The sequence below is a fragment of the Mucilaginibacter sp. genome, assembly GCF_036568825.1.
GTDB lineage: Bacteria > Bacteroidota > Bacteroidia > Sphingobacteriales > Sphingobacteriaceae > Mucilaginibacter.
On record NZ_DATCRU010000017.1, the window covers coordinates 1 to 23,648 of the forward strand.

The 23,648-nt window shown below is 42.8% G+C and carries 23 protein-coding genes and 1 rRNA gene; 11 read left to right on the forward strand and 13 right to left on the reverse strand.

What is annotated here, in order from left to right:
- Positions 1-74: 74 nt before the first annotated feature.
- Positions 75-186 (forward strand): 5S ribosomal RNA (gene rrf / locus VIM89_RS03545).
- A 439-nt stretch (positions 187-625) separates the two neighbouring features.
- Entirely contained in the window at positions 626-1,669 is a 1,044-nt protein-coding gene (locus tag VIM89_RS03550) for an AAA family ATPase (RefSeq protein WP_488154754.1), read from the forward strand.
- Between the two features lie 397 nt (positions 1,670-2,066).
- On the opposite strand, the gene VIM89_RS03555 is transcribed toward VIM89_RS03550, so the two are convergent.
- Positions 2,067-2,264 carry a hypothetical protein gene (locus VIM89_RS03555; protein ID WP_488154755.1) on the reverse strand — a complete coding sequence of 66 codons (198 nt, stop codon included), beginning with the start codon at positions 2,262-2,264 and terminating at the stop codon, positions 2,067-2,069.
- A 122-nt stretch (positions 2,265-2,386) separates the two neighbouring features.
- Between VIM89_RS03555 and VIM89_RS03560 the strand changes: the two genes are divergently transcribed.
- The 5 genes from VIM89_RS03560 (at position 2,387) to VIM89_RS03580 (ending at position 6,972) form a co-directional block, all read left to right on the forward strand.
- Positions 2,387-3,304, forward strand: a complete 918-nt coding sequence (locus VIM89_RS03560) for a phospholipase D-like domain-containing protein (RefSeq protein WP_488154756.1) — start codon at positions 2,387-2,389, stop codon at positions 3,302-3,304.
- A 263-nt stretch (positions 3,305-3,567) separates the two neighbouring features.
- Positions 3,568-3,954 (forward strand): hypothetical protein, encoded by a 387-nt coding sequence (locus tag VIM89_RS03565; protein WP_488154757.1) that lies wholly within the window; start codon positions 3,568-3,570, stop codon positions 3,952-3,954.
- A gap of 518 nt (positions 3,955-4,472) precedes the next feature.
- Positions 4,473-4,703 (forward strand): hypothetical protein, encoded by a 231-nt coding sequence (locus tag VIM89_RS03570; RefSeq protein WP_488154758.1) that lies wholly within the window; start codon positions 4,473-4,475, stop codon positions 4,701-4,703.
- Positions 4,696-5,103, forward strand: a complete 408-nt coding sequence (locus tag VIM89_RS03575) for a putative toxin-antitoxin system toxin component, PIN family (RefSeq protein WP_488154759.1) — start codon at positions 4,696-4,698, stop codon at positions 5,101-5,103. The genes VIM89_RS03570 and VIM89_RS03575 overlap by 8 nt, the downstream gene beginning before the upstream one ends.
- Before the next feature lie 489 nt (positions 5,104-5,592).
- The gene (locus VIM89_RS03580; protein WP_488154760.1) at positions 5,593-6,972 is read left to right on the forward strand and encodes an aspartate kinase; all 1,380 of its coding nucleotides are present in this window, start codon (positions 5,593-5,595) and stop codon (positions 6,970-6,972) included.
- Between the two features lie 581 nt (positions 6,973-7,553).
- On the opposite strand, the gene VIM89_RS03585 is transcribed toward VIM89_RS03580, so the two are convergent.
- The 11 genes from VIM89_RS03585 to VIM89_RS03635 all read right to left on the reverse strand — a co-directional run bounded on the left by VIM89_RS03585 (position 7,554) and on the right by VIM89_RS03635 (position 18,514).
- Positions 7,554-8,033: a hypothetical protein gene (locus VIM89_RS03585; protein WP_488154761.1), complete on the reverse strand. Its 480-nt coding sequence runs from the start codon at positions 8,031-8,033 to the stop codon at positions 7,554-7,556.
- A gap of 5 nt (positions 8,034-8,038) precedes the next feature.
- Positions 8,039-8,965, reverse strand: a complete 927-nt coding sequence (locus VIM89_RS03590; protein WP_488154762.1) for a TIGR01777 family oxidoreductase — start codon at positions 8,963-8,965, stop codon at positions 8,039-8,041.
- Positions 8,966-8,968: 3 nt separating this feature from the next.
- Positions 8,969-9,787 carry a thiol-disulfide oxidoreductase DCC family protein gene (locus VIM89_RS03595; RefSeq protein WP_488154763.1) on the reverse strand — a complete coding sequence of 273 codons (819 nt, stop codon included), beginning with the start codon at positions 9,785-9,787 and terminating at the stop codon, positions 8,969-8,971.
- A gap of 10 nt (positions 9,788-9,797) precedes the next feature.
- Positions 9,798-10,166 carry a hypothetical protein gene (locus VIM89_RS03600; RefSeq protein WP_488154764.1) on the reverse strand — a complete coding sequence of 123 codons (369 nt, stop codon included), beginning with the start codon at positions 10,164-10,166 and terminating at the stop codon, positions 9,798-9,800.
- Positions 10,167-10,239: 73 nt separating this feature from the next.
- A complete protein-coding gene (locus tag VIM89_RS03605; protein ID WP_488154765.1) occupies positions 10,240-10,746 on the reverse strand; it encodes a GbsR/MarR family transcriptional regulator in 507 nt (168 codons plus the stop codon).
- A gap of 150 nt (positions 10,747-10,896) precedes the next feature.
- On the reverse strand, positions 10,897-11,325 hold the full coding sequence (locus VIM89_RS03610) for a putative toxin-antitoxin system toxin component, PIN family (protein WP_488154766.1): 429 nt from the start codon (positions 11,323-11,325) through the stop codon (positions 10,897-10,899).
- Complete coding sequence (locus VIM89_RS03615) at positions 11,318-11,515, reverse strand: hypothetical protein (protein WP_488154767.1); 198 nt, start codon at positions 11,513-11,515, stop codon at positions 11,318-11,320. The genes VIM89_RS03610 and VIM89_RS03615 overlap by 8 nt, the downstream gene beginning before the upstream one ends.
- A gap of 72 nt (positions 11,516-11,587) precedes the next feature.
- Positions 11,588-13,144 carry a hypothetical protein gene (locus VIM89_RS03620; RefSeq protein WP_488154768.1) on the reverse strand — a complete coding sequence of 519 codons (1,557 nt, stop codon included), beginning with the start codon at positions 13,142-13,144 and terminating at the stop codon, positions 11,588-11,590.
- Positions 13,144-14,988: a glycosyltransferase gene (locus VIM89_RS03625; RefSeq protein ID WP_488154769.1), complete on the reverse strand. Its 1,845-nt coding sequence runs from the start codon at positions 14,986-14,988 to the stop codon at positions 13,144-13,146. The genes VIM89_RS03620 and VIM89_RS03625 overlap by 1 nt, the downstream gene beginning before the upstream one ends.
- A gap of 125 nt (positions 14,989-15,113) precedes the next feature.
- Positions 15,114-17,156 carry a cellulose biosynthesis cyclic di-GMP-binding regulatory protein BcsB gene (locus VIM89_RS03630; protein WP_488154770.1) on the reverse strand — a complete coding sequence of 681 codons (2,043 nt, stop codon included), beginning with the start codon at positions 17,154-17,156 and terminating at the stop codon, positions 15,114-15,116.
- Positions 17,157-17,167: 11 nt separating this feature from the next.
- The gene (locus tag VIM89_RS03635; RefSeq protein WP_488154771.1) at positions 17,168-18,514 is read right to left on the reverse strand and encodes a sensor histidine kinase; all 1,347 of its coding nucleotides are present in this window, start codon (positions 18,512-18,514) and stop codon (positions 17,168-17,170) included.
- Between the two features lie 121 nt (positions 18,515-18,635).
- Between VIM89_RS03635 and VIM89_RS03640 the strand changes: the two genes are divergently transcribed.
- A complete protein-coding gene (locus VIM89_RS03640) occupies positions 18,636-19,721 on the forward strand; it encodes a glycoside hydrolase family 5 protein (RefSeq protein ID WP_488154772.1) in 1,086 nt (361 codons plus the stop codon).
- 59 nt (positions 19,722-19,780) lie between these two features.
- Positions 19,781-20,761, forward strand: a complete 981-nt coding sequence (locus VIM89_RS03645; RefSeq protein WP_488154773.1) for an acyl-ACP desaturase — start codon at positions 19,781-19,783, stop codon at positions 20,759-20,761.
- A gap of 251 nt (positions 20,762-21,012) precedes the next feature.
- Here VIM89_RS03645 and VIM89_RS03650 read toward each other — a convergent pair whose 3' ends face one another.
- Positions 21,013-21,342 (reverse strand): hypothetical protein, encoded by a 330-nt coding sequence (locus VIM89_RS03650; RefSeq protein WP_488154774.1) that lies wholly within the window; start codon positions 21,340-21,342, stop codon positions 21,013-21,015.
- Between the two features lie 343 nt (positions 21,343-21,685).
- On the opposite strand from VIM89_RS03650, the gene VIM89_RS03655 reads away from it, so the two are divergent.
- Together VIM89_RS03655 and VIM89_RS03660 are read left to right on the forward strand one after the other, a co-directional pair.
- Positions 21,686-22,558, forward strand: a complete 873-nt coding sequence (locus VIM89_RS03655; protein WP_488154775.1) for a YitT family protein — start codon at positions 21,686-21,688, stop codon at positions 22,556-22,558.
- A 58-nt stretch (positions 22,559-22,616) separates the two neighbouring features.
- Positions 22,617-23,639, forward strand: coding sequence for an aldo/keto reductase (locus VIM89_RS03660; protein ID WP_488154776.1), 1,023 nt, complete (start codon positions 22,617-22,619; stop codon positions 23,637-23,639).
- The last annotated feature ends 9 nt before the right edge of the window (positions 23,640-23,648 follow it).

The following is a 23,648-nucleotide window of genomic DNA, read 5'->3' on the forward strand; positions in this document are numbered from 1 at the left end:
GGTCAAGGAAGATTTGCCATCATGCTCATACCAATGAACTAATGAACAAATCAACCAATGAACCAAAAAGAAATTCAGGTGCCTATATCGGCGGTGTCCACCTCTTCCCATTCCGAACAGAGAAGTTAAGCCCGCCAGAGCTGATGGTACTGCGGTAATACGTGGGAGAGTAGGTCGGTGCCCCTTTTTACAGAAGCCTTTGTGGAAACACAAGGGCTTTCTTGTTTTATGGCAGTCCGGAAGTCCGCATAAGTTCGAAAGTCCGTAAGATGGCTTTATAACCTTCCAACCAATGACCACCCCGTTCACGTTCACCACGCCGTGAACGCCCATGAACACCTGATTTTGAGCGCTTGTATCCTAATTGCAACATTCACTCATTCACTAACTCACTCATTAAAACCCATTGCCAAAACCCTGTCACCACATCTCCCACCCCTTTAAGTTATATTTGAATATAAAGGTTATACGTAGTACGTTTTACGTAATACGTCAACCCTTATTCAAAATACGTATAACGTACCACGTCATACCTACAACATTTTATCACATTAGTGCCCTAATCTCTAATCACTAATCAACTAATCTCTAACCCATGCCCTTCCAACGACCCCCTGAAATAGAAATGATCCGTGCCGAGGCCCGGGGTTACAAGTACAAACCGCCCAAGCAATCAATAGCGGAGATCGAAAAGATCGTTCCCAAAGAATGCCGTCATGCATTCACTGTCGAAACCGGCAACCGCTGGATGGACCTCGGTTCGCGCGAGCCCGCGGCAAAAATGCTTTTCGGCGAGTTTTGGTACCAGGGCGAACTCTGTATTCTCTTTGCCGACACCAACGTTGGCAAATCCATACTGGCCACGCAGATCGGCAACAGCATAGCGCTTGGCAAACGCATTGCGCCATTTGCCCTGCACGCAAAGCCGGCCAAAGTGCTTTATATCGATTTCGAGCTGAGTGCCAAACAATTTTACAGGCGCTACCGCAACACAACAGAAGGCAGTTACAATTTTAACGACAACTTTTTCCGTGCCCAGTTCAATTCCGACCACGAAATGCCCGATACCTACACCAACTACGACAAATACATTCTTGCCGGTATGGAGTATAAGATCAGGCAGGTAAATGCCACGGTGCTCATTATCGATAACATCACCTGCCTGCGCGGCGGTACCGAAAACACTGCCGTAGCGCTCAACCTCATGAAAAACCTGAAAAGCCTCAAAACGGAGCTCGGCCTGTCAATCCTGGTGCTGGCCCATACGCCAAAACGGCGCAATCCCGGCGCACCCATCTCTACCGACGACCTGCACGGCAGCAAACTCCTCATCAACTTTGCCGACAGCACCTTCGCCATCGGCGCAAGTAGCACCCAGCACGGCTTGTGTTATCTCAAACAGATCAAGCAGCGCAACACCTCACAGGTATATGGCGAGGATAACGTATGCCTTTGCCGCATCCACAAGCCCGGCAACTTTCTGCAGTTCCGTTTTATGGGCAACAGTCCCGAAACCCCACACCTGCGCACCCGCCACCAGCTAAAGCCCGAATTACTAGCCCAAAAAGCCGCCCAGCTCTCCGCCACCGGCCTCAGCCAGCGACAGATCAGTCAGGAACTTAACGTCAGTCTTGGGTATGTGAATAAATTATTGCGGCAGGTGAGTTAGATGTGCAGATTTGCGGATGTGCAAATGTGCAGATGGTTCGGAAATGAAAAATGGGTGTCACACTGAGGCACTCGAAGTGCGGTGCGCAGAGGCCTCTCCGCGTATTGTCAGAACCGGAATTTCCAGAATTTAAGAATTAATTGAATTCCCCTCTCGAGAGGGGCAGGGGTGTGTTCTTCACCATGCAAGCAAGCACATTCCTTAAATCTAAAATAATAGCAGGTTATTTTTTTACCAGACAAGTTTTAAAACATACACTGCAAACTGCCAACTCCTAACTGCCAACTGAATACGGGCGTTTCCCGCTGATAGAAGCGGGCCGGGCCATAAACTCATACTGCGCAGGCTTTGGCCACAGGCCGGTATCCGTTGCTGTCCCTAACGCGAATCACCGGTACTAAAAACTGAAACCACTCTTCACCGGTTTAAGTGTCTCGCATAAACCTACAATATCCCAGCGTTCAGCCGACTCCACAATATGATCGATGGGTCCCGCCGATACATATGTGCTGAATATTTGAGACATTACAAATGGGTTGTCGTAAGCCGAACGCTCATAACCTTTTGGATTCAAGCGACATGCTTGAACGGGCATGAGAAAAATGATATAATAAATTATGAACAATGTATATTATTACTAACAGATTTAGCTATAAAATTAAAATTTGCTCATATTTGATATTAAAACCGTCAATCCGCAATTACTCTAATGGAGAAATGAAACTGCAAATTCTTTCGAACCTGAATTATCCGATTGGTAACATAATAAATCAGGAATTAGCAAACTCAATTCAGGTGAGAATTGCTGTCGCGTTTATGAAGTATTCAGGATTAAAGGTAATAGAAGAATCGTTGAACAACTGCTTGAACAAAAACGGGAAAGTTGAAATTATAGCGGGTTTAGATTTCAAAACAACAGATCCACAAGCAATTAAATTTCTTTTAAATCTAAAAAGATCAAATTTGGAATTGAGTTTTTTTTGTTTTGGGGATAAACAGGAAAATAAAACAGATGTAGTTTTTCACCCCAAAGTCTATCTATTTAATAAACCTAGGGAAACGACTAGTATTATCGGTAGTACCAACCTAACTGGTGGCGGCTTAATTTCAAATTTTGAAGTAAATACTGTAATTACTGAAGAGAAACCACTATACTTTTCACAACTTGAAGCAATTTATAGCTCTGTAAAATTTACGCCTTCAATATTTGAACCCGATGAAGAGTATCTAAATGGCTATGCTGATGTGTATTCTGCATTCTCCAAAAATGAGCATAAAGCGAGAAATGATAAAGGCGTAAAAAAAGCAATAGAGGAAATTGAAAGAAAGGAAAAAGAATTACCAGGAACCGTGCCAACGTTCAAATCATTAATAATTGACGGGATTAAGATTTTAACGCAAAATTCTGAATACGCCCAATTGCAAGATATAGGTGATTATGTTTTAAGAAGGATAGAGGGTAATAAAAATCTTGAATTTAATTTAACAAATTTTAGAGCAAATATACGAGGAGCCATTTACGACGAATTGGTCGGTAATGATAACCCTTATAATAAAGAATTATTTGAAACCAAAGGAAAATATACCGGTCTTTATAAGCTTACTAATTATGGGAAACAATACCGAGGTCGTTAGGACAGAAGTTATACATATTTGCTGCAATTGTGCAGAAAAAATGGATTTATACTCAAGTGAAGAATGTACATCTATTTCGGAAGACATTGATCCAAACAGTATAAACGTTTTAGATTTTCAAGTGTTCAAATGCCCAAATTGCGATGAACAAATTTGGATTTTGCTAAGAAATTAGTGGACCAAGTCATTTACTACTGCCTTATTGTCCATGTATAGTTAATAACCTTGAGCAAACGTTTTGTAAAATAGCAAATCGAATACAGGTGCTCGACACTCATCATAGTGATCTTAGCAATTTTATTACAATTCTTAAATATCAAAATTATTTTCCAGAATTTACCACTTTTCAGATCAGGCAAGACATAACTGGATTTATTGAATATGATGACAGAGTTGAATTGGTTTTTGTGGAGTGCAAAAACACATATCTTTCTTTGATTCATCTTTCACAACTTATTGGATATTCTTGTATTGCCCTTCCTATATATTCGATTCTTTTAAGTCCTCAAGGAATGGGGACAACTCTGAACAAGTTACTATTAGCTTACAATAGAAAGGATGTGTTGGAATTTAGACCAAAGAGAAAAATTCAAGTAATAAAATGGGACTTTGCTAAGCAAGATGTTGATTATTTAAATAGTATATTATAAACCCTATACTTAGAGAGTTGTGAATTCATGTTTAGTCATATTACCCCCCTTAATTAATATAATCCAGTTCAAACAAACCCCGCGTTAAGGATGGACGTGTATACCTGCCCTGTGGCTAACGCCTGCGCAGTATAAACGTACAGCCTGACCCGCTTCTATCAGCGGGTAACGCCCTTATTCAGTTGGCAGTTTTGAGTTGGCAGTGAGCAGTTATGTTAATTCTTTAATTAAACAAACGGCGTAGCCCTCTTGAACGCCATTGAAAAAACAATCATCCCTGAAAAATCATGGTTCAGACAATATGCAGTGAACCCACCCCTGCCAAACACTTCCCTTCGCGCCCCCTTCCGGGAGAATTTTATCTTGCATCTCCGCCCAGTACTGAATACGATTGCTTTGTCGCCCTCACGCGCTACCCACTGCGCTTCTCTATGACAAGTTTTTAAGTTCACCGCTCACCATTCATCACTATAACATCTGTTATATTTTTCGTAAATTCGTAATATTACAAACAGCATATGGAACGGATAGTATTAGAAGTGGACGATACGGTAGGAAAAATATACCGGAGCTTTAGTAAGGAGAGTAAGCGGCAGTTTAACCAAACAGTTAGCCTGATGGTGAAAAAGGCGGTTAATGATGCCACATTTGCTGAATATTCGAAATTGTTGGACGATGCAGGCAGCGAGGCAGTAAAAAATGGCCTCACCACCGAAATTTTAAAAGACCTGCTGGCATCTGATGACTAAGATATTTGTTTTTGATACCAATAGCCTTATCAGTGCCAACCTATTACCCAACTCCGTTAACCGGCAAGCCTACGACAAAGCCCGTGAAATAGGAATTGCTGTATATTCTGATTCGACATTTGAAGAATTTGAAGTGACTTTGAGTCGCCCAAAATTTGATAAATATTTACCTGTTCAAACCAAACGACAGATTATTGACGCTTTTAAAAAGAACGGGCAGCTTATCAAGGTATCTGTGAGCGTGGAAGTTTGTCGTGATCCAAAAGATAACAAGTTTCTCGAACTGGCAATCGAAGCTGGGGCCGCTTGCATTGTAACCGGCGATAAAGATTTACTTGTATTGCATCCATTTCAGCAAATTCCAATACTCTCGGCAGCAGATTTCCTGAAAATGTACTAAACCGCGTTAAGGATGGAAGTGTATACCGGCTCTGTGATTAATGCCTGCGCAGTATAAACGTACAGCCTGACCCCGATTTTTCATCGGGGAAACGCCCTTATTCAGTTGGCAGTTTTGAGTTGGCAGTTGGCAGTAATCATGTTAATCCTTTAATCAAGCGAACGGCGCAGCCCTCTTGAACGCCATTGAAAAAACAATCGTCCGTGAAAAATCATGGTTCAGACGATATGCAGTAATGCCCACCGCACCGCACTTCGAGAGCCTCAGTGTGACACCCTTTTTAATTGGCAGTGATCATGTTAATCTTTCAATCCTACGAATCATGGTTCAGACAATATGCAGTGAACCCACCCCTGCCACTACACTTCCCTTCGCGCCCCCTCCCGGGAGGGGAATTTAACTGCAATCACCCCCTGATAACCGATCACCGGTTAACTGATTAACCAACATCCACCCACCATTCACACAAAAATTAGTAGCTTCGCCCCCATGCTTACTGTTGAGAAGATCGGCGGGACATCGATGAGTGCGCTTGCCGAGGTATTGAATAACATTATTTATTTTGAACGCCAGGGCGAGAGCCTGTATAACCGCGTGTTTGTGGTGTCGGCGTTCTCGGGCGTTACCAACCTGCTGCTCGAAAATAAGAAGACCAAGGAGCCGGGCGTGTATCACCGTATTGCCAATAACGAGGATTTTCACGATCTGCTGAACCAACTGGTTGCGCAACTGAAGGAGATCAACCAAAAATATGAACCGCTTGGACTGGATGTGGCGGTTGCCGATGCTTTTATTGAGCGGCATGTGCAAAAGGCGCAGTCGTACCTGGAGAATTTGGTGGATGTGCTGGCGTCGGGCTATGTGAGCAGGGAAGGTATATTGCAGGCGGCGCGCGAGATCCTGGCGTCAATAGGCGAAACACACTCGGCCTTTAACTTGTCCAATATCCTGCAAAACAAGGGGGCGAACGCCAAGTTTATCGACCTGGGCGGGTTTGACGATATGCGCCCTTTCACCATCGATCAGCGCATCCGCGACGTATTCTCCGGCATCGACCTGGCATCGTGCATCTGCATCGTTACCGGTTATGCCAAAGGTACCGAGGGTATTATGCGCGAGTTCGACCGCGGGTATTCGGAGGTCACCTTCAGTAAGATTGCACAGATATTGAAGCCTGAAGAGGCTATTATTCATAAGGAGTACCACCTCTCAACCGCCGATCCGGGTCTGGTTGGGGTGGACAATTGCAAGCCCGTAGGCTTCACCAATTACGACATTGCCGATCAGCTGGCCGACGTGGGTATGGAGGCTATTCACCCCAAGGCGTCCAAACCGCTGGAGATAAACGGCATTAACCTGCGCATAAAAAACACGTTCGAGCCGGCGCACCCGGGCACGCTCATCACCAAAGATTATGTGTCGGGCCTGAAGCGCGTGGAGGTGATAACGGGCTACGACAAGATGCTGATCATCGACGTATACGACCCCCTGATGGTAGGCAACGTGGGCAGCGACTTGCAGATAATGCAGGTATTTTACGATCACCGCATCAGCTACACCTTTAAGGCCACCAGCGCCAACAGCATTTCGATAGTGATATGGGAGAGCGATTTCTCACAAAAGCTGATCGACGACCTGGGCAAGAAGTTCGAGAAGATAACAGTAGAAAAATCGGCCCTGGTATGCCTGCTGGGCACCAACATGGATCAACCCGGACTACTCGCCCGCAGCACCGAGGCCCTGGCAAAGGAAGACATCAACATCATCAGCGCCGGCATGGCCCTGCGCAAAGTGAATATCCAGTTCCTGATAGCCCGCGAGCATTTTAAAACAGCGATTATTGCGCTGAATAAGGCGGTGGGGCAGTGATTTTCAGTTGGCAGTTAGGAGTTGGCAGTTTGCATTAGTTGGTAATAATTAAAAGTCACGTCATGCTGAACTTGTTTCAGCACCCCACTTGCTAAGTCTGTAACATGCAAGGTCTACAGCATGGCGTCTACCGGTCTTGTGGGTTCCCGAAACAAGTTCGGGATGACGTTGCCTGTTAACTGCCCACTGCCAACTAAAAACTGCTAACTGAATATGGGCGCCCGGGCGGGCTATCCATTCATACACCTGCAGGCCTTAGTCGCACGTATTGGTCAATATTTTTGCGCTTTTACAAGTGACTGCTACTAAAAACTGCCACTGCCACTTAATAAACAAAAGGCCGGTATCCATTCCTATCCCTGGCGCGAATGTAGTGTGCTGTAACAAAATCGGGGTAGTGTGACGGACGGTCGGTTAAAAAAGACATATCATGCTGAACTTGTTTCAGCACCCCACTTGCTAAGTCTGTAACATGCAAGGTCTACAGCATGGCGTCTACCGGTTCTGTGGGTTCCCGAAACAAGTTCGGGATGACGTGACTTTTATATTAGTTAACCTAATCAACCACTTAACTCAATCAACTACTTAACCAATTCTTCCAGCTTTCTGGCATAACGATAGCAGATATACAGCGGAATAACCCCCACAACCCCAAAACAACAATCCACCAGCGACCATCCAATAGGTATTTCCCTCACAGGCCCGGCAATAAATGCTAGCGGAAAAATAAGTACACAAGCGATCATCCCAAACTGCAGCACCCAAATATTCCGCACCGGATCCCTTAGCGGCCCGACGAAAGCAATCGCAATAACAATATGCGCAACGGCCAGCCAGTCGGTGCCATAAGCCATGAAAGGATAACGGGCATTCGTAGCAGTAACGGCATGGTAAACGGTGTTGATCCATTGCTGTAAGCTATTTGAAGGATGGTTGGTTGCAAGAAGCGACAGTTCACTTTCAATGGGAAAGGCGGTGAGGCCACTTAATACCAATCCCGTTATGAAGAAGATCAGCAATAAACGTATTCGGTTTTTAAGATATTGTTCAGGTGTTTTCATAGCTGTCAGACTCTCAGGCTTAAAATATCATCTATTGCAAAATCAGCTTTGGTAAACAGGAACTGGTAACCTGAATCAAGCAAGCGTTTAGGCGTTACCCAACGGCTTTTGAGAATCAACTCCGTTTCAGTGCCGATAATCCTTGCCCCAATGTTCAGCAGCCATGCAGGGGTAGGCAAGCCAATAGGCATACCATAACTTTTACGTAAGGAATGCATCAGTTCAGTATTCTTAATTGCTTCAGGAGCGGTGCAATTGATCACCCCATTCATTTTTGGATGATCCAGTATCCATTCAGTACTCCGGGCCACATCCTGTTCGTGCACCCATGATACATACTGCTCACCGTTTCCCTGCCTTCCGCCTAAACCGAATCTCACCAGGTTAAGCAGTCGTGGGAAAACGCTATCGCTGCGTCCCAAAACAATTCCCATCCGCAAAGCAACTTTCCGGACGGGCGCTTTACATTCACTAAAGAATGTTTCTTCCCACTGCCGGCAAACATCAATAGAAAACCCATAACCGATTTGACCCGTAGCTTCATCCTGCGCAAAATCCTCAGCATGACGATAAATGGTGGCAGAAGTAATATTGATCCAAAGGGCAGGAGGGTTCCTTAGTTCACCAACCACTTCATTTAACAAGGTGGTCGGAACTACCCTTGAACGGATAATCTCCTCACGGTTTTTGGCAGTGTAACGGCAATTAACATTCTTGCCGCAAAGGTTGATCAGCATATCAGCCCCTTCTATTTCATCTACCCATTCGCCTTTTGTCTTTCCATCCCACAATACAGTTTTCACATTGCCTTCAGTAGCTTTTGGCTTGCGGCTAAGGATGATAACTTCCTCAGCCAGATGACGGTAATACCAGGCTAATACGCCTCCTAAGTAACCGTTACCGCCTGCGAGTATGATCTTTTTGTATTTCATGGTTTAGTTGATTAAAAGTATGATAACCAATAAAGCCGCCCTGTACAAAGTCCAGGTAATAGTGAGCGTCCAACCCAGTTTTAGCAGTTTGGTTCTGCGGATGTGTTCTAAAAACATTAAAAAGGCTACCATCATAAAATAAAAGCTGTACAATAAAGGATAATGACCGATCATACCAGCTAACATCAGCATTATACCAAGCAGCAAAGAGCCGCCAAAAGAGATGGTCATCATGTTCCCAAGATAATCCCATTTCTTTTCTTTATTAATCAGGCTGACGATGATTCCCTGGAAGAAGATCTGGCCACCGCATATCAAAGCTTCCCTGTAAATATTTCCTGCCGGGATAATGCCGATAAGCAGATCAGCATAACGGGTGAGGAAATAAGCGGTAACGGCCCATGTAAATACAAGATAGGCAATACGATATCTTAACCGGAAGGTAGGTTGATATTCAAAGCCGTCACCAGAAGAAGGAATAATTACCCTGCGGTTGTAGGAAATGAAAGCATACACCTTGCTCATCAGCCATACAAATGGTTTGAAGTTGAACAGCGGTTTGAAGAAAGGCATGAATGAACCGAAAATTTTGAAAAGACTTTTGATGCCATAGGTAACCTCGCCGGTTTGCTGGTTAACCAATGCGATCTCATTTACAGCGCGCTGCCTGTCCACCATGGGACAGGCGTTTTGAGCGAGCTGCTGATAAGGTGTTCGGCCTTTATTTTCAAATAAACCTGCTTTTACAAGTGTCTTTGCATACAGTGTGCAAACCGGGCATTCAGCATCGTAAAGGATCAGGTAATCTTTAAATATTTTCATAACTCGGGTATTAAATGTTGTTTTCCTCTGCGTGGTTTTGGGCGCGTTTTCTTAGCTTAAAGAAGATGGTGAGGTTCAGGAAATGCATTCCGCCCAGGATCAGTATGATCCAGCCCAGCTTAAAGCTCAGCACCTCGACTACTACCTGTGTGTTAGGTATGCTGCTGCTTTCTTTAAGCGCCAAACTCATATAACCGAAGTTAACCAGGTAAAAGCCAACTACAAGGAGCTTGTTTACAGAATCGGCAAGCTCATTATTGCCGTGAAAAATGTCGACCAAAAACACGCGACCATTCCTGAATAAAACTTTTGCTACCCAAATGGTTAAAGCAATGCTTGCTGCTAAATAGACTGCGTAGGTTAGGATAAAGTAGTTCATGATTTTAAGTTTTAAATTTTAATTGTACAAATTGAACTTTCAGAAAAAAATGAAATATGTAGATAAAAAATTTTTATTTGAATACTTTCAGTAGAGAACCCCAGAACCAGCTTTCTTCAGCCTTCAGCATGGTTTCTAAAGTTCTGTCTACATTCTTAGCCAGCTTGTTTATATCAGTAATCGATTTATTAAAAGTCTTAAACTCAGGATCGTTCTTCTCTCCCTTCACTTTAGAAAGCTCATCCAGAATTTTTATTATCGGGTCAAGCTCTCTTTTGCGGCGTTCCTTTGCCACCTGTCGGGCAATGTTCCAGGTATCTTTATCAGCATAAAAATACTCCTTACGTTCACCTGGTTTGTGACGTTTCTCCACCAATCCCCAGCCTATCAGATCGCGCAAAGTCATGTTGGCATTACCACGTGATATCTGCAGCGTTTCCATGATCTCCTCGGTAGTCAGGTCCTCAGGCGTGATCAGCAGCAAAGCATGCACCTGCGCCATCGTGCGGTTAATACCCCATTCAGACCCCAGTTTCCCCCAGGCTTCAATAAACTTTTGCTTTGCTTCTGCCAATTCCATATACAAAGGTAAATAAGTTTTTAAACTTTCAAAATATTTTGAAAGTTTATTTTTTTGTTCGACGGAATGACGCTTGTCACATGCTGTCAAAATATAAAGGGATAGCGTGACGGACAGACACTTCGAGGTTTGCATGTCAAAGAACTTGTGCTATTGAGTAAGTTGCTCTTTATACAGAGCCTCAAACTCATCATACCGTAAAACGGCTATCTGCGGAAATTTACTTGCTTTTATCTGATGTATGTGGCGATCATTGCTGATAATATAATCGCATTGTCCAGCTATATAGGTGTCAATAAATTTATTATCATCTTTATCAATTTCTACCAATTGCCACAGGAACGAAGGGTTTTTGAGTATTACATTCGGCAATAGCAATAAGAAATCAAGAGAAGCATCAGTGCGTTCAAGGCCATACCTTATCGAAATTTGCTCCTGGTATTCCGTAAGGATTTCATTAGACAGAATCAAATCATACTTGTTTTGAAGCAGTGATTGATATATCCAATGATATTTGAAATTAGGGGCTAGTGAAACCAGGAAAATATTTGTATCAAGAATCAAGCGTAACTTATTCATTGATCCATTGGTCAAGGTCTTCTTGAGTAATATTCTTTTCCCTTATTGCCTTTTTGATATTTTTCTGAAGTTTACCCGAAAAGTAATTGGCAAGTAGTTCTTTAATAGCAAGCAAATCCTCTTCTTTGGGTTGAAAAGAATAAATATTTAGAAGTTCCAATTGTAACGCACTTAATTTCTGGCTTCGCATGATATACTACTTTTAACAAAAATACGTATTTTTTTATTTCATGCTAACTGTCAACTGCGTACTGCCAACTAACTACAACACCTTATACAACACCCAATCCCCCGTCTCATAAACCTTTTGCAGGCTCAGGCGACTGTCGGATTTTTTGATGGCAGGCAGGTAGCGGGTATTGAGCTGGGTATAGCCGGTAAGAATATTTTGGTCGGTTGCTACCAGGATGTAGTTTACATAATGCTCAGGAGCTTCGCTCGAGCTGAGGTACGATTCCTGGTAAGGCATGGTGAGGCGTTGTATATGATGCGTAAAGGCAACCACCTGGTAGGCAATCGCATCATCCACCATGATCTGTGCATTGGTTGGCAGTCCATTGATATAATCTGCCATTTCCATATTATCACTTTGTTGATCGACAGGCGCTGGGTTGAACAATACCTTAACAAAATCCTGCTCCTCGGTAAGGAACGATTTTTTCAGGAAGAAATAACCGGTTACCAGTTGGAACAATACCAGGAAGCTCAGTATTATCTTCATACTAAGCTGGTGTTTTGACTCATGAACTTTCAGCGTTACGCAAAGCATCGCCAGTACCAGGAAGATCAGGAAATACTCCTGCGAAAGAAATATCTTATCGTATTTTATCTGTAAGAATTCCACAAAAGCAAATGGCGCGGCAATGGTCAGGATTTGGTAAGTACTGTTCCTGAACAGGTAGATCGCCAGCAATATCATCGGGCAAAATAGGGCGATACTGGCAGTCACAATCGGCGATATCTGCGATGAGTGATAATGTGCAAAGCTGGTCGCTGTTTCAAAATTGATCTTATCAGACAATACGGTCCACGTAGCATACGGACTTTCAATAAAGTAGTTCAAGTCGTTGGCATGCGTCAGGTTCAGCATCTTATAGATCAGGATCGACGCCAGCGGTAATATGAACAGGATGATATAGATCGCAAAGGTCTTATTCACCAGCTTGCGGCGTAGTGCCGGACTGTTAAAGCTTTGGTACAGCCGGAAGATAGTTTCCTTTTCGCCCAGGTTTAAACTCTGCGTTGCGATGAACAATACCAGCGGTATAAAAAACAGGTTCAGCCAGATGAATTTATAATCGCAGAATACCAGTATTACCAGACATATACTCGCGATAGAAATATGGAAAGTAGTATTTGATGAGTAGAACCTGATAATATGGAAAAAGAACAAATAGAAAAATAGTAGCACCATGTAGATGGATTTACCTGAACATGCGCTATATAACAACCCCGGATGAAACAGAAACAATACAATGATTAGCAGTAAGTAAAAATCATCATTAGTGCGCTTGATGAGCGTGGAGCACATCACATAAAACAGCAATGCCGTACCCAATGCCGAGGCAATTACCGGCGCCAGTTGCGGATTGATCCACGAAAAGAAAACCGTTCCGTAAAAGGGCAGGATAGGCGTAGTCAGACCCATTACCTTCAAACGGTTACCCAATCCCTCAAACAGTATTTTGCTCTTTTCAATAAAGAAAAGCGATTCGTGGTTATAGTAGCCCAGCCTGTTCAGGTAAATACCCAAGAACAGGTAGTACACCGCTATAAACACCGTGATCAGGATAAGATATAGTCTTCTTCTGTTTCCCATTAGTTTATCACGTTAGTGGCGCTATTAACTTTACTCAAACCATGTGTGGTCTTTTCCCAGTAGAACGGCTTCACGATCAACTGGTACAATCCCATATATGCCGCTGCCGAGTGCATCAGCCAATAAACCGGGTTAGCAATCGAGAACAGGATCAACTCGTAAAAACGGCGTTTAAATACCGCCATCATATTTACATAGATCATCAATATATTTCCAACCATCAGGTTGAAGATCGACATGAAAAGCACCCAGTCAGGGAATAACGTCTTGATAGCCGCAAGGTTAAATACCACGTAGGCTAAGAAGATAAACAGTAATATCGGGTATACCAAAAAGGTGATCGGCGTAGCGCCAACGAAGAAGTTAAAACCGATAAAACCCCTGAAACCAATCTTTTTGATCAATCTGATCGGGTTGCGCATATGCACCAAATAAGTTTGCATATACCCCTTTATCCAGCGCGAACGCTGACGTATCCAGTTAAATGGCTCATTGTTCGCTTCCTCGTAAGTAGTGGAGTTTACGATAGCTACTTTATAACCTTTAGCATATGCACGTACACCCAAATCGGCATCTTCAGTTACATTAAAAGGGTCCCATGCTCCGAGTTCGATCAGCATATCCATCTTAAAGTGATTACTGGTGCCGCCCAATGGAATAGGGATATCCAACGTATCCAGCCCCGGCAGCATATAGTCAAACCAGTAAGAATACTCCAGGGTAAACATCCTTGTAAGGAAGTTCTCATTACGGTTAAAGTAGTTTAAAGCGCTTTGTATGCAGATATAGTTATCCGGCAGTTTATTAAACAGCGTAACTACCTTTTTTAGCTGGTCAGTATCGGGGATATCCTCTGCATCATAAATAGTAAGATATTTACCACGCGCGAAATGCAGGCCGTAATTACATGCCTTCGGCTTGGTTTTCGGCATATGGAATGGCACCACGATCACCTCAAACACAGCAGGGAAGTCAAGACCACGAACCGCGTTCAGTGTCAGGTCGTCATCCTCTTCAATCAGCAGTTTAACATCCAGTTGCTCGCGTGGATAGTCAATACTTTGCAGGTTCCAGATCAGCTTTTTGATCAGCTTATCTTCTTTATAAACCGGCAGTAGTATAGTATAAACAGGTAGCTCGTTGTCATCTACGGCACGCACTTCTTCGCGGCTGACAGCCTGGAACAACTCGAACCTGGAGCCCACTAATGAAAGAAAAAGCTTAAAGATGATAGCGATCAGGAAAAATAAGCTCATCGCCACGTTTACCGTGATGGTAACGTTCTTAAAATTCAATACCAAACCGGCAGCAAGCGCGCCTATGATGATGAATATGAACACTAATTGACCGGTAGTAAAAGTAGTAAGCGCCGAACTATCTGCGTCGTGATTGTGCAACTCGAATACAGATGATTTAACATAGTCTTCGCCCAAAAGCCTGTGCGTCATCCAGGTAATGTCCAGGTCATCGGCGACAATTACATGGGGCTCCATGTTATAGGTCATCCGGATGAAATCGAGAAACAGTTGGTCACTTGGATCAGCCATCAGGGTGACTACCTTCTTTTTTTCAATACGCAATGGCAGGGCCAGATGTGCATCAGCAAATTTCAGGTCGATCTTGTCGAGTACCTCTTTATCAAATTGTTCGTCTCTTACGGGTTTAAAATCCAACTTCGCATTGATCATCGAGCGCTCGTAGTTTTTGCGGGATATGTAACCGTAATTGAGCGCTATTTTGATAAAGGACAGGTCAGTCCTGGCAGAAAAATTTTCAATCTTTTCCCGGTCACCTGGTGTAATAAAACCATCATTAACCAAAAGTTCGGGGATAGAGATCTTCATTTTATCGTATAAAAGGTGTTTACTGTTGTTTAGTCTGTAGAGATTTGACAACTTTTTAAAAGTTGTCAAATCTTATCCAGGCTAATTAAATTTCAGGTGCTCTTTTCTTTTTAAATTCTTCGCAATTATTCGTTAAATAACTCCTGCGATTTCTGAACTTTTGAGCGTACGTAGAGGAATGACATTAATATCAGTACAAGTATGCCGAGCAATATGTACAGGTTATAGTTTTCCCAGAAACGGGTTAAAGCGTTCTTGGTATCTACATACTCCAAATTCTCGCTTGATTTATTGATATTGAACAAATATTTATTACCATTTACATCAGCCACACATACGTTGCTCGACAAGGTCGACAACTGTTCGGTAATGGATTTTGCAGCAGCTGTAAATGCATCAGACTGTTCTTTACCTGTAGCGGTAAGCACCAGCACAGCATTGTTGCTTCGTCCGTAGAATATCTGTGCCAAACCGTTTGATACCGAATCAGACAATGAGTAAACAGGCTTATTGTTTTCGTTATTATATAAACGGAACTCTTTATTAAAGCTTATCGGCGCATCAGGGAACAGGTCCATCAGCTGGTCGTGCTGTGACAATAAGGCAACAACGTTATATTTTTTCAGATCGGCAGCACTCATCTGATCCGAATAAACAAACTCAGGGAAATTATTTGAGTTGATGTTGTTGTTCAGCTCATAAATGATCTCACCCATCGCGGTAGCAGCATATTTTGCATACTCCTTGGTTACCACAATACGGGTAGTACCGGTATTAAATGCTTCAGGGTATTGATAGAAGCTCAAATCGTTGGTAATAAACGGATTTTTTGACTCCAGGTATGATTTATCTACATCAATTTCAGCAAAGAAGTTGGTAAACGCATTGATACAGTTACCGCTGCTTGGATAAATGCGGAACTCAGCCTCAACCGTGTTGTATTTGTGGTGCTGATAACGGTTGATAGAAACCGATGTATTCAGTTTACCCGATGCATCCAAACGTTCGCTGCTGATCAGCGCGCCATTCAAATAAATATTAAAATAGCCACGGTCGCCAGGCGAAAGGCTGCTGTAGTTTGCCACAAAGTGAATTTCAACTTCTTTCGGCGTAAAGCTGAAATCACTGTTCTTGAAGCTGTAAACATTGGTTAACGAACCGATACCCGACATAAAGTTCGGTGCACCGCCCACCTGCCTTAAAGTCAGTTTTGAGCGGTTTTCGTCAACAGTTTTAAAGTAGTTGTTTTGTGCGTTATCGATCAGGAGATATTGACCGAAAGACGAATTAAGAATATTCAGATTACCCAGTGTGGTAATGGTTTTTTCGTAACCGGTATCATCGGCCCCGGTTACAAATAATATTTCACCCGGTTCGGTCAGTTTTGCGTCAGACCTTGCGGTATCTCTATAGGTTACCAATGCTTTGCTCAGGAACAATAAACCCTGGTTAGCTTTTGGTGCAACGTTGATCAAAGCTTTTTTATCAGCAGGCAAACTGTTCCAGTTACCCACCTGTATGTAGTTTTTAACGCTGTCAGGAACCTGGTCGGCAGTATAAACCTTAATATCCCTGTTCATCGACCTTTTCAATCTTGCATAGGCCCATGCTACGGCTTTTAAGTCGTGCAGTGTAGGATTGGCAGGATAAACGATAGCTTTTTTAGAATCAAAGCAGTTGCTCAGGTTTACATTCCTAAAGAAGTTTTCGTTGGTTTTAACCAGCGACAGGTAAGAGTAGTCCTTCACCTTAACCCACATAGCGGGATTGTCAAGGTCCTTACACTTGTCGTCTGATACCGTGAGCAAGGTTTTTACCTGGATTTTCAGGAACTTGTCTGCTGAAAGATCTTCGGGGGTTAAGTTGATCGCTATCCTTTCGATCGTGTCTTTGGTAAGACGGGCGCTGTAGGCCGGACGATCGTTGATAACGATATTCACAAAAGAATGATCTTTTATTAAAGCCTGGGAAGGCTCGATGTATAGCACCAGCTTGCTTCCCTTCATTTCAACAAGGGGGCTTACTTTTAAATAGAATGACTTTGCTCCGATCATTCCATATATTGACTCATCGTCATGTCCCATTGCCTTGAATGACACAATGCTTTGCGCTATTGATGCCGTACTTAACAGTAATGCAAGAGCTAAAAGGCTTAAAAATTTATTCATTTGTTTTAGTATTAATTGATCACGTTGAATTCTACTCTAAAATAATTTCCGTTTTCGTCGCTTCTGTAAACAAGCTCGCCACCCATTTCATAGGTCATCAGCTTGGCTATTGATAAACCAAGACCCAAGCGGCTCTCTACATTGCCCGATGCGTCGTTTAATGTTTTTAGTTTATTAAACATCATATCCAGTTCTTCCTGGCCAATAGCAATGCCCTCATCCACTATCTCGAAGATGAATTTTTGACGCTGCAGGCTGGTAATTACCTTGATGCTGTTATTTGTTTGCGAAAATTTAATGACGTTGGATAATAAGTTCTGGAATATCTGACCTGTAAATACACGATCGAGTTTTACGTTGAGGGGGAGTTTTAGAATATTATCGATCAGGTGAATATTTTTCATTTGGGCAGTTTCAGCCAAACCTCTGAATACGTGCTGCACCTCGGTATTGATATCGAAGATCTCCATGTTGAATTTCATTTCAGGAGCCTCGATCTCGCGCACATCCATCAGTTTGTTCAGCATGTATTGCATTTTCTCAGCTGATTCGCCTATGTAGCCTACAAATTCTTTCTGGTCATTGCTTAGCCTGTCTTCTTCTTCTTTCACCATGTTATTACTCATGATAATAGAGCCGATCAGGTTCTTCAAGTCGTGACCTGCAATATTGATAAAGCTGTTCTTTTGCTCATCCAAACGACGCAGCTTTTCATACTGCATATCGATGATGTTGTTCTTTTCAGAGATGTCCCGGTTTTGCTCTTTCAGCTGCTCGTTTGATTTTTCGATCAAAATGGAAGAGCGTACATCGCGCATAATCACTTTATAACGCGCATTAGGGATCAAACAGGAAATAATGGCTACGATAAAGAAGTACTGGCCGCCATTATTGATGAATATATCTGCGCCGTAATCGGCAAACAAGTTGAAAAACAAAGTAAGCAGCAAAATGGAAATTAAGGTTTCCACCACCGAGTTGATCGGTTCCCAGAATACCTGAAGGTTGAAAAATAAGATCACTACAGAATATAAAAGGAAATAAACGCTCAGATCCTGGGAATTGACCAGCGTACACATGAGCGCACAGTTAGCCGAAAGCAGGAAAAACGCGACATGCAGCAGCAGCCGGTATCTTTGTCCCTTGTTTTGGTATACATTAAATAACATGTAAATTACCAGAACAATAATGAGGCGAACGATAAAAAACTGAAGCCAAAGGCCCGGAGTATAAATGAAATCAATTATACTGAAAAGAGGAAAAAGGAAAATAACGGACCAGATAACAATGTTAGTCTGGTACCAGGCCTTTTTGGTGATCTCTTTTAATAATTCGTCTTTGTTGATCTGAACAAACATTATAGTTAGTTTTCTTAATTTATAATAAGATTAAACCAGTTGTTAATTTCGTACGCTAATAAAATAAAATTAAGTGAAAATCTTGCCGTATTCAACAATGTTTATTAACAAGCTGTTAGGAATGGTTTCACTTTTAACGTTATTTGTTTCAATTGGTTGCGATGCGCAGTCGTTTAATAATCAGCCTGATGTGTTTAAGCGAGCGCAGTCCCTGGATAACGGTGTAAGCATCTCGTGGCTCGAACAGACCTGGAATAAGAACATCTTAGATAGCAATGTTATCGCGAAGTCCGACTTCCGTTTATTAAAACAACTTGGCTTCAAATGCATCCGGATTCCTGTGGCCTTCAGTCACTTTCAAACCAATAACTCCTATAACCCAAAGCTGCTTGAACGTATCGATCAAATCCTCAGGTTTTGCCATTTATACGGGTTTAAGGTAATCATTTGTTACCATTCGGGAAATTTAGATGAAAACATGTACGAGTCTGAAATTCAGAATGTTATTAATTTATGGGAAATACTTGCAAAAAAATATTATCAGGAAAGCCCTGATGATCTCTTCTTTGAACTCTATAACGAACCGCCCCACATGAACCCCGATATATGGCAAAATGCGGCTAATGAGATCATTAAAGCGATCAGGAAAATTGATAAAAAGCGCACGTTTATTGTAGGCGCGTCTAACTACAATAGTATTTATGAGCTGAGCAGGACAACGCCCTTAAATGACAATAATATCATCTACACTTTTCACTTTTACGAGCCTTTTTTCTTTACCCACCAGGGTGCTGAATGGATAGGCGACCAGGTTGCTACTACCGGCGTACCGTTCCCATATAACGCCGCAACTTTCCCTCCTTTGAACCCAAAAGCTAAAAATACCTGGGGCGAAACCAACTATAACCAATACCGCACAGACGGAAACGAACAGTCAGTACGGGATAAATTACAAATTGTAAAAAACTGGGGACATAAATATAATGTTCCTTTATTATGCGGCGAATATGGCGCTTATAATAAATATGCCGATTTAAATAGTCGTTGCCGTTATATTAAAGCAGTAAGGCAAACGTTAAAAGTGATGCATATACCCGGAATTTTATGGGATTATAACAGTAATTTCTCCATATTTGAAGGCAAACCATCACCGGCAAATCTGCCTGATTGCATGAAAGATGCGATAAGTTATCATACCCCGAACTAAAATAAATACTTTAGTATTTACTTATTTAAATAGTTACCTTTGCACACTATTGTATAAATATGAGATTTTTTGAAGAGAAGCGCAGAGAAGTTATGAAGCATATTGAAATATTTATGCTCCAAAAAATCAACGAGTATCTGAAGCCTGTAGAAACTATCTGGCAGCCGTCTGATTTTTTGCCTGATTCTACACGCGAAACATTCTTTTCAGAGATCAAAGAATTACAGGAAAGCGCAGCAGGTCTATCCTACGACCTGATCGCCGTTTTAATTGGCGACACCATTACCGAAGAAGCTTTACCAACTTACGAATCATGGCTCACCATGGTTGAAGGTGTATCAAAAGATGAAGAAGGCGGCTGGATGAAATGGACACGCCACTGGACATCAGAGGAAAACCGTCATGGCGACCTGCTGAATAAATACTTATACCTGTCGGGCCGTGTAAATATGCGGATGATGGAGGTATCCACCCAATACCTTATAGCCGATGGCTTTGATATCGGCACCGGTACTGATCCATACCGCAACTTTATTTATACCTCGTTCCAGGAACTGGCAACCAATGTTTCACACCGCCGCGTAGCCTCACAGGCAAAAAAAGATGGTGATACCCTGCTTTCAAAAATGTGTGGTGTGATAGCTGGTGACGAAGCCCGTCATGCCAAAGCTTACAAGTATTTTATCGAGAAAGTATTTGAAGTTGATCCAAGCGAAGCGATGATCGCTTTTGAGGATATGATGCGCAAAAAGATAGTAATGCCTGCCCATTTTCTTCGCGAAGTAGGTTTAAAAGTCGGTCAAACATTCGGCCATTTTACCGATGCTGCACAGCGTTTAGGCATTTATACGGCCATTGACTATGTAGACATCCTGAAAGAACTGATAGAAGACTGGCACATCGAAAGCGCAAAAGACCTGAACGAAAGCGGCGAAAAGGCCCGCGATTATATCATGAACCTCCCCGCACGCCTCCTCCGCGTAGCCGAACGCATGAAAAACCCCATGCTGGAGTATAAATTCAGCTGGATAAACGGGTGATTTTTAGTCTGGAGTCTTAGGTTCTGAGTCGAAAGTCTTTATATCTAAGATTTATTAAATAAGCATGTCATTTCGATGAACAGGCCCGGAATGTGTAGTGGCCGTGAGGAGAAATCTTATACAAGCGGCTCGCAAACTTTGCATGTCGTATAAGATTTCTCTTCGCCCCCCTTCACATACCTCCTCCGGCTCATCGAAATGACATGCAGGAAAGCATTCCGACATCTGCCCTCCGACATCCGCCTTCAAAATCATCCTTCCAAAATCAAATCCGTCCCTGGTTTACCCGCAACTATCTTAAACAGATCATTCAAAATAGACTCCACAGTCAGCGAATTCACATCATCCACATAATGCTCACTTCGAGTAATGTGCAGCTCATCCTGCTGAACTTCAATATGATATAAAATATCTCCCGGGTACAGATCTGGCTGAGTGATTTCAATTATATTTCCTGAGCGGGTAGTTGTAAAGTTTAAATCGCTCTTTCGTTGTTCATGGAAAAGCGTATTAAGTTGTCTTTGAATAAGGTCGAATAATTCCTCGGTCTTAATTCTTTTATGCAGGGTGATGACTTTCATAATAGGTAGTATTGATACAAATAAGTACAATCTGCACAGCGGTTTGTTTCTTTTTGACCCTGCTATGATAGGCAATGTAATTAAGCTAAGCATGTCGAACAGTCGACTCACCCGGTCATTGCTTCGCTCGACCACCCTCTCTGCTTCGCAAAGAGGGGATTCTTTGTTTTTTCACCCTCTTTCCGCACAGCGGAGAGAGGGTCGAACAGCGCAGCGCATTCGGGGTGAGTCGACACCGAGCTATGATTTGAACTATATCTCCTTGATTTAATGAGATTACCTGATATGGTCGTTTAAAGCTGCGATAAAACAGCATCCTCAAATTTTAAATTTATATTTAGGGATGAAAAACAGAGGGCTCAAAATACGACAGATATGCGGCAGCTATACCTTGATATTGATGGGTATCCTGTCGGCAGGAATGGGTGTAAAAGGCTTTTTATTATCCAGCAGGTTTATTGATGGCGGCGTAACAGGTATCTCTATGCTGATCGCCGAAATAACAGGTGCGCCGTTATCCATTCTCATCTTTGTCATTAATATTCCGTTTCTTTTATTGGGTTATAAACGTCTTGGGATGTCGTTCGCCATTAAAAGCATGGCCTCTATCGCGGGTTTGTCACTTTGCCTGGCCCTTGTGCATTTCCCCGATGTGACGCACGATAAATTACTGACTGCCGTATTTGGCGGCTTTTTTATAGGCGTTGGTATCGGATTGGCCATTAAGGGCTGGGCCGTGCTTGACGGTACAGAGATCGCCGCCTTATTATTGAGTAAGCAAACACAATTATTAAAAGTTAGCGACGTGATATTGCTGCTTAATGTGATCATATTTACTACCGCGCTGTTCTTTTTAGGGGTCGAATCGGCATTGTATTCTATCCTTACCTACTTGTCGGCATCCAAAATGGTCGACTTTATTTTGAACGGTATCGAACAGTATACAGGTATTACCGTTGTATCCGTTAAAGGCGAAGCTATCCGGAGCGCTATTACAAAAATGGGGCGAGGCGTTACGGTGTACGAAGGCAAAAGCGGCTACGGAAAAGATGGCCATGTGAACGATACACGGGATATTATCTTTACGGTAGCTACCCGGTTCGAAATACCGGCCATAAAACGTGCCATATTGAATATTGACCCCGCCGCCTTCATTGTTCAGCACAGTGTTGATGACACCACAGGCGGACTGATTAAAAGAAAAGGATTACATTAAATTTGCCTTTATACCTGATAATATCCGACCTTCGGATTCAATACATCATCCTTAAATTATGAATTACAAATTACTGGGCCGCTCGGGCCTTAAAGTTTCTGAATTATGCTTAGGCACCATGGGTTTCGGCACCGAAAACGGCTGGGGCGCCGATAAAGAAGCCAGCTTTGCCATTATGGACGCCTATGCCGAAGCCGGCGGAAATTTCCTGGACACCGCCAATATGTACAAACTGGGCTCCAGCGAACAGATCATCGGCGAATATTTATCAAATCACGATCGCGACTTTTTTGTAGTAGCGACCAAATATTCTCTGAAGGACAATATCACCAACCCCAATGCTTCCGGCAATAACCGCAAGAACATGATGCGCAGTGTAGAAGAAAGCCTGAAACGCCTGCAAACTGATTTTATCGACCTGCTTTACCTGCATATATGGGACGATTTGACCCCAATTGACGAAGTGCTGCGCGGTATGGATGACCTGGTTCGGCAAGGAAAAGTGAACTATCTAGCCATAAGCGATACTCCAGCATGGATCGTATCTAAAGGAAACACGCTCGCCGAACTAATGGGCTGGAGCCAGTTTATTGCTTTACAAATCGAATATAGCCTGATTGCCCGCACGCCAGAACGTGAGCTGATCCCCATGGCCAAACATTACGGCATGACCGTTTTGCCATGGGCTCCACTAGGTGGTGGTGTACTTACAGGGAAATATATCCGCGGAGAACAGGGTCGTATCAAACCAGAAAGCAAACGCCGTAACGATAATTCGGTTGAAATCACAAAAGCTGTAGTTGCAGTGGCTGAAGAACTAGGCGTATCACCCGGCAATGTCGCCCTAAAATGGACGATGCAGCAAGGTTTTCATTCTATACCTATCGTAGGTGCTACTAAATTGTCTCAATTAGAAGACAACCTCAAAACAGTGGACGTAACCCTAAACGATGAACAAATCAAACGCCTTAACGATGCCAGTGCCATCGAGCTCGGCTTCCCCGGTGAATTCTTCAGAGAAGACGGTGTAAAGATGAACACGTTTGGCGGGTTTTATGATAGGGTAGAGAAGCGAGGTTAGTCATAGGTA

What these genes read in the sequence shown, in the direction of transcription:
- VIM89_RS03630 (WP_488154770.1), bottom strand. Translation starts at nt 17,156, where the DNA reads ATGAATAAATTTTTAAGCCTTTTAGCTCTTGCATTACTGTTAAGTACG.
- VIM89_RS03590 (WP_488154762.1), bottom strand. Translation starts at nt 8,965, where the DNA reads ATGAAATACAAAAAGATCATACTCGCAGGCGGTAACGGTTACTTAGGA.
- VIM89_RS03635 (WP_488154771.1), bottom strand. Translation starts at nt 18,514, where the DNA reads ATGTTTGTTCAGATCAACAAAGACGAATTATTAAAAGAGATCACCAAA.
- VIM89_RS03610 (WP_488154766.1), bottom strand. Translation starts at nt 11,325, where the DNA reads ATGAATAAGTTACGCTTGATTCTTGATACAAATATTTTCCTGGTTTCA.
- VIM89_RS03570 (WP_488154758.1), top strand. Translation starts at nt 4,473, where the DNA reads ATGGAACGGATAGTATTAGAAGTGGACGATACGGTAGGAAAAATATAC.
- VIM89_RS03595 (WP_488154763.1), bottom strand. Translation starts at nt 9,787, where the DNA reads ATGAAAATATTTAAAGATTACCTGATCCTTTACGATGCTGAATGCCCG.
- VIM89_RS03605 (WP_488154765.1), bottom strand. Translation starts at nt 10,746, where the DNA reads ATGGAATTGGCAGAAGCAAAGCAAAAGTTTATTGAAGCCTGGGGGAAA.
- VIM89_RS03550 (WP_488154754.1), top strand. Translation starts at nt 626, where the DNA reads ATGATCCGTGCCGAGGCCCGGGGTTACAAGTACAAACCGCCCAAGCAA.
- VIM89_RS03600 (WP_488154764.1), bottom strand. Translation starts at nt 10,166, where the DNA reads ATGAACTACTTTATCCTAACCTACGCAGTCTATTTAGCAGCAAGCATT.
- VIM89_RS03640 (WP_488154772.1), top strand. Translation starts at nt 18,636, where the DNA reads ATGGTTTCACTTTTAACGTTATTTGTTTCAATTGGTTGCGATGCGCAG.
- VIM89_RS03585 (WP_488154761.1), bottom strand. Translation starts at nt 8,033, where the DNA reads ATGAAAACACCTGAACAATATCTTAAAAACCGAATACGTTTATTGCTG.
- VIM89_RS03580 (WP_488154760.1), top strand. Translation starts at nt 5,593, where the DNA reads ATGCTTACTGTTGAGAAGATCGGCGGGACATCGATGAGTGCGCTTGCC.
- VIM89_RS03655 (WP_488154775.1), top strand. Translation starts at nt 21,686, where the DNA reads ATGAAAAACAGAGGGCTCAAAATACGACAGATATGCGGCAGCTATACC.
- VIM89_RS03650 (WP_488154774.1), bottom strand. Translation starts at nt 21,342, where the DNA reads ATGAAAGTCATCACCCTGCATAAAAGAATTAAGACCGAGGAATTATTC.
- VIM89_RS03555 (WP_488154755.1), bottom strand. Translation starts at nt 2,264, where the DNA reads ATGCCCGTTCAAGCATGTCGCTTGAATCCAAAAGGTTATGAGCGTTCG.
- VIM89_RS03645 (WP_488154773.1), top strand. Translation starts at nt 19,781, where the DNA reads ATGAGATTTTTTGAAGAGAAGCGCAGAGAAGTTATGAAGCATATTGAA.
- VIM89_RS03625 (WP_488154769.1), bottom strand. Translation starts at nt 14,988, where the DNA reads ATGAAGATCTCTATCCCCGAACTTTTGGTTAATGATGGTTTTATTACA.
- VIM89_RS03560 (WP_488154756.1), top strand. Translation starts at nt 2,387, where the DNA reads ATGAAACTGCAAATTCTTTCGAACCTGAATTATCCGATTGGTAACATA.
- VIM89_RS03620 (WP_488154768.1), bottom strand. Translation starts at nt 13,144, where the DNA reads ATGGGAAACAGAAGAAGACTATATCTTATCCTGATCACGGTGTTTATA.
- VIM89_RS03660 (WP_488154776.1), top strand. Translation starts at nt 22,617, where the DNA reads ATGAATTACAAATTACTGGGCCGCTCGGGCCTTAAAGTTTCTGAATTA.
- VIM89_RS03615 (WP_488154767.1), bottom strand. Translation starts at nt 11,515, where the DNA reads ATGCGAAGCCAGAAATTAAGTGCGTTACAATTGGAACTTCTAAATATT.
- VIM89_RS03575 (WP_488154759.1), top strand. Translation starts at nt 4,696, where the DNA reads ATGACTAAGATATTTGTTTTTGATACCAATAGCCTTATCAGTGCCAAC.